The organism is Gemmatimonas sp. (assembly GCF_044345575.1).
Lineage (GTDB): Bacteria > Gemmatimonadota > Gemmatimonadetes > Gemmatimonadales > Gemmatimonadaceae > Gemmatimonas.
Window position 1 is genome coordinate 1 of sequence record NZ_JBIJAW010000255.1, and the last position, 4,920, is coordinate 4,920.

A 4,920-nucleotide genomic window follows, 5' to 3' on the forward strand; every position below is an offset into this window, starting at 1 on the left:
ACGCCCACGCCCGGCCAGAGTACGCCCTTCCCCAATCAGGGCACCATCCGCTGGGAGAATCTGCACAAGAATTCGTCGCACTTCTTCTTCGAACAGGCCATCGGCCAGTCGCAGAATCGTGCCGACACCCTCGAGATCCAACGCTTTGCCGCGAGCGGTGTAGGGGCCGACTCGGTGCTACTGCCGGCACGCCAGCTTGTCACCCGCGCTGATGGATCGCAGTACATATACTCGATCGTGGCCCGCCTCGACCAGCTGGCCTTCCGCGACACTACCTACGTGCGCAATTCGGGTAACTTCCGTCGGGCCGTGTTCGGCGAGGGTGGCCCGGTACTCGGCAGCCGCGCACTGACCTATGATGTCACACGCGGGTTTGATCTCACACCGCCGTTGCCGGTAATCGATCAGGGCGTGTCCCGCCCGGTCGACGTGACCGACTTCATCTCCAATACGTTCGCCCGCGTTCAGGGCGTCGGCATCAACTTCGATGGGGAGTTGAATGCGGTGAAGGGTGACTCGACGTACCTGTTCGACAACTCACTCCGTCTGCAGGGCATCCTGCAGAGCCGGCCGAGTGGTGGCGGGCTCGATTTCCACCCGCTCAACACAGGGGCGAACTCGACGCCGCTGCGCACCCGCCTCGCCTTCGTGGCGAGCAGCGAACCGGTCATCGATGTGTTCGACAGCTACTGCTATCGCAAGATCGCCACGATCCCCATCCGCGATCCGATCATCGGTCCCGTTCGCGCCACGGTGCGTCCCAACGGGCAGCTGGTCCTGGTAGGGGCGACGCTGCGCGGCGTGACGCTGGTGGCCTTGCCGGACAACTTCAGCACGACGTGCCAGTAAGGACTTGGCCGGGGTAAGGAAGCGGGGCGCGTCGTTGACGCGCCCCGCTTGTGTTTTCGAGCGAGGTGGCCGGGGGACCGGCTCTTCCGCCCTCCTCCAGATCCCGTCGTCCTACTGCCTGCCTTGTCGGTATGGGCGCGCCGCCGGCGCGCACTTTCGCCAAGCCCACGCCGCTCTGTACGTTCCGATCATGCCTCTCCGCTTCACCACCGCCGGCGAATCGCACGGGCCGGCTCTCGTCTCCGTCCTCGAAGGGATGCCCGCCGGCGTGCCGTTGCTTGCGGCCGACGTCGATTCGGAGCTCTCGCGTCGGCAGCAGGGCTATGGACGCGGACGTCGCATGCAGATCGAAACCGATCGCATCGAGTTCCTCTCCGGCGTACGCGCGGGCGAGACACTGGGATCTCCCATCGCCATGCTGGTACGCAACAGCGATTGGAAGAATTGGGTGGAGATCATGGACCCGGCCCCCCGCGAGGCGGACGAGGACGGGCTGCGCAAGCGGCATGTCACACGCGTGCGCCCGGGGCACGCCGATCTCACGGGGATCCTCAAATACGACCGGAGCGACGCGCGCGATATTCTCGAGCGCGCCTCCGCGCGCGAAACCACGTCGCGCGTCGCCGCCGGGGCCGTTTGCCGTGTCTTGTTGCGCGAGGTGGGGGTCCGTATCGGATCGCACCTCGTGCATCTGGGTGGCATCGATGCCGAACGCCCTGATGTGCTCCCGGACGATCTCAATGCGGTTGTCGATGCGTCTCCGCTGCGCACCCTCGATCCACACGCCGAGGCGCGCATGATTGCGCGGATCGACGCGGCCAAGAAGGAGGGCAACACGCTGGGGGGCATCTGCGAAGTGGTGGTGTCGGGACTGCCCGTGGGGCTTGGTTCGCACGTGTCGTGGGAAACCCGGCTCGACGGTCGCTTGGGGCAGGCGATGCTCTCCATTCCGGCCGTGAAGGGCGTGGAGATCGGACTCGGCTTCGAAACCGCGCGCCGGACCGGCGCCGACGTGCACGATGAGATTGAAGCCGCCCCGGGACGGACGCGGGCGGGGCACGTCCGCCGCCGGAGCAACCGTGCCGGCGGTACCGAAGGCGGCATGACCACGGGTGAGGACCTCGTCATCCGGGTCGCCATGAAGCCCATCTCCACCCTCATGCGCCCGCTGGGCACCGTGGATGTCGCTACCGGCCAGGCCGCCCAGGCGGTGGCAGAGCGGAGCGACGTGACCGCCGTCCCGGCGATGGGCGTGATCGCCGAGGCGATGGCCGCCTTCGTGCTGGCCGGGGCCCTGTTGGAGAAGTTCGGCGGTGACTCGCTCCGCGAAACGCAGCGCAACCTCGACGCGTACCTCGCCCGGCTCGACGAGCGCGTCGAGGGCTGACGGATGCGCCGCGTGGGGCCCCGCTCGTGACCGCGCCGCGACAGATCGACGGTCACCTCATTCTCGTGGGGCTGCCGGGCGCGGGGAAATCCACGGTGGGGCGCGCCGTCGCCCGTCGTCTCGGGCGCCCCTTTCTCGATTTCGACCTCGAAATCGAGCGGCGCGTGGGGTGCACCGTCGCACGCTACTTCGCCCGCCACGGTGAGCAGGCATTCCGGGCGCTGGAGGTCGCGCTCACGCGTGAGCTCGCGGCGGCCCCGCCCATGGTCCTGTCGCCCGGCGGGGGATGGGTCACCAACCCGGAGGTGATGGCACTGTTGAGGCCGCCAGGGAAGATCGTCCATCTGCGGCTCTCACCGGAGGCGGCCATGCGGCGAATCTCGCGCTCCCGCAACATTCGTCCGTTGTTGCAGGAAGCCGATCCGCGAGCGAAGATGGAGCATCTTTGGGAGGCCCGCCGTCCCTTATATAATGCGGCGGATGCGGTGGTGGATGTGGAAAGTCTTACATCGCAACAAGTTACCGATTCCGTGGTGCAACTTGCCCATGAGGGGACGCCGGAAGTAGGTTAGGAAATGGACGATCGCTGGGCGCCGGTTCTGGATGAATTGCGGGAACGCTTTGCCGCCGACACGGATGTCGTGGAGGTGGAGGCGTATCTCTCGTCGAAAGGATACGATCGGCGTCAGATTGGTGAGATTCTTTCGCTGCTCTACAGCGATACTGTGTCGTCACCCGCACTGATTGGGCTGGCCGCTGAGTCCGAAACGGGCCGAGCACCGTCGCTGCGGGTACAAGGGCCACACGAGCGTGGCCGGTTCACTGCTGATGCGTGGGGCTATCTGGTCACGCTGTATGCCTCAGGCGCAGTGAATCTCAACGATTTCGAGCACCTGGTGGAGCGCGCGCTGGTCCATGTCGACGGCCGCATCTCCTTGGCGGACATTCGCGCGCTTGCGGACGATGCCGGGCTGGATGATGGCGCCATGGGTGGCGAGCACCCTCTGATACACTGAGCTGATGCCAACCAAGAAGGCTGCACCCAAAAAGGCTGCCAAGCCTGCGGCGAAATCCGCGAGCACGGTGGCCGGAAAGAAGACACCCGCGAAAAAGGCGGCGGCCAAGAAGGCGACCGCCAAAAAGGCCGCGGTCAAGAAAGCGGCCGCCAGACGCAGTGCCGCACCGGACATCGAAGACGATCTCGAGCCCGCGCCCACCGGTGGGACGTCGCTCGTCATCGTCGAGTCGCCGGCCAAGGCGAAGACCATCGGCAAGTACTTGGGGCGCGGATACACCGTGCGCGCCACCGTCGGTCACGTACGCGACCTGCCGGCCAAGAAGCTGGGCATCGACATCGATAAGGGCTTCGAGCCCGAGTACGTGACGATCGAAGGCAAGGAAGACATCCTCACGGATCTCAAGAAGATCGCCAAGGGCGCGAGTGAGATCTTCATCGCCACCGACCCTGATCGCGAAGGTGAGGCGATCGGCTGGCATGTGGAGCAATACTTCACGCAACCCAAGCGGCACGCCGTGTCGGCGCCCATTCGCCGCGTGATGTTCCACGAGATCACGAAGGATGCGGTGCACAAGTCGATGGCCAAGCCCATGGACATCGACAACCGGAAGGTCGAAGCCCAGCAGGCACGTCGGGTGCTCGATCGTCTGGTGGGTTACAAGGCCAGTCCGGTGCTCTGGAAGACCGTGAAAAAGGGGCTCAGCGCCGGTCGTGTGCAGACTGTCGCCTTGCGCCTCATCGTGGAGCGTGAACGCGAGATCCGCGCCTTCACGCCGGTCGAGTATTGGAGCATCGCCGCCGATCTGCAGAAGGGGCAGCAACCGTTCGCGGCCAAGCTGCACCAGGTGGATGGCAAGAAGCCCGAAATCCCCAACGGCTCCGAAGCCGAACGGATCCTCGCGGATCTCAAGGGCCGCAAGGAGTTCGAGGTCACCGAGGTCAAGCGGCGCGAGCGTCGCAAGAACCCGTCGGCGCCGTTCACCACCAGTACGCTCCAGCAGGAAGCCGCCAAGAAGCTGGGCTTCGGCAGCAAGCGCACCATGCGGCTGGCGCAGGATCTCTACGAAGGCATCGATGTGGGGGTGGACGGCGCGACCGGTCTCATCACCTACATGCGTACCGACTCCACGCGCGTCTCCGAAGACGCGGCCAACGCCGCGCGTGAAACGTTGCGCGCGCAGTTCGGCGACCCGTTCCTCGCCGCGCAGCCGCAGCTCTACCCGAGCGGCAAGGCCAACGCACAGGACGCCCACGAAGGGGTGCGTCCCACCGATCCCGCGCGCCGCCCGGAAGCCATTCAGAAGTATCTCACGGCCGATCAGTTCAAGCTCTATCAACTCATCTGGCAGCGCTTCATGGCGTCACAGATGGCGCCGGCCGTGTTCGATACCACCACGGTGGACTTCGACATCCCCACGCAGGGGCGGTCGTATCTGTTCCGCGCCACCGGCTCCGTCGTGAAGTTCCAGGGCTTCCTCGCCCTGTATCGCGAGGCCCGGGAAGAAGGGGAGGCGAAGGCGCTCGAAGACGAACAGGCGCTGCCGTTCCTCGAGCAGGGGGAGCGTGTGCCGGTGAAAGCCATCACGCCCACCCAGCACTTCACCGAGCCGCCGCCGCGCTTCTCCGAAGCCTCGCTCGTGAAGGAACTCGAGCGCCTCGGCATCGG

At 65.8% G+C, this 4,920-nt stretch carries 5 protein-coding genes; all 5 read left to right on the top strand.

Annotation, left to right across the window (positions count from 1 at the left end; all coding sequences use genetic code 11):
- The coding region (locus tag ACIQ6O_RS12920) for a hypothetical protein (RefSeq protein WP_396208201.1) at nucleotides 1-849 on the top strand (849 nt) is incomplete at its 5' end.
- 190 nt (nucleotides 850-1,039) lie between these two features.
- A complete protein-coding gene (gene aroC, locus ACIQ6O_RS12925; RefSeq protein ID WP_396208202.1) occupies nucleotides 1,040-2,236 on the top strand; it encodes a chorismate synthase in 1,197 nt (398 codons plus the stop codon).
- Nucleotides 2,237-2,262: 26 nt separating this feature from the next.
- Nucleotides 2,263-2,808 (top strand): shikimate kinase, encoded by a 546-nt coding sequence (locus ACIQ6O_RS12930; protein ID WP_396208203.1) that lies wholly within the window; start codon nucleotides 2,263-2,265, stop codon nucleotides 2,806-2,808.
- A 3-nt stretch (nucleotides 2,809-2,811) separates the two neighbouring features.
- On the top strand, nucleotides 2,812-3,252 hold the full coding sequence (locus ACIQ6O_RS12935; protein ID WP_396208204.1) for a DUF494 family protein: 441 nt from the start codon (nucleotides 2,812-2,814) through the stop codon (nucleotides 3,250-3,252).
- A 4-nt stretch (nucleotides 3,253-3,256) separates the two neighbouring features.
- A partial coding sequence (gene topA, locus ACIQ6O_RS12940) for a type I DNA topoisomerase (protein WP_396208205.1) occupies nucleotides 3,257-4,920 on the top strand: 1,664 nt, incomplete at its 3' end.

Excerpts from the sequence above, each read along its gene's own strand:
- aroC (WP_396208202.1), top strand. The coding sequence starts at position 1,040 with ATGCCTCTCCGCTTCACCACCGCCGGCGAATCGCACGGGCCGGCTCTC.
- ACIQ6O_RS12935 (WP_396208204.1), top strand. The coding sequence starts at position 2,812 with ATGGACGATCGCTGGGCGCCGGTTCTGGATGAATTGCGGGAACGCTTT.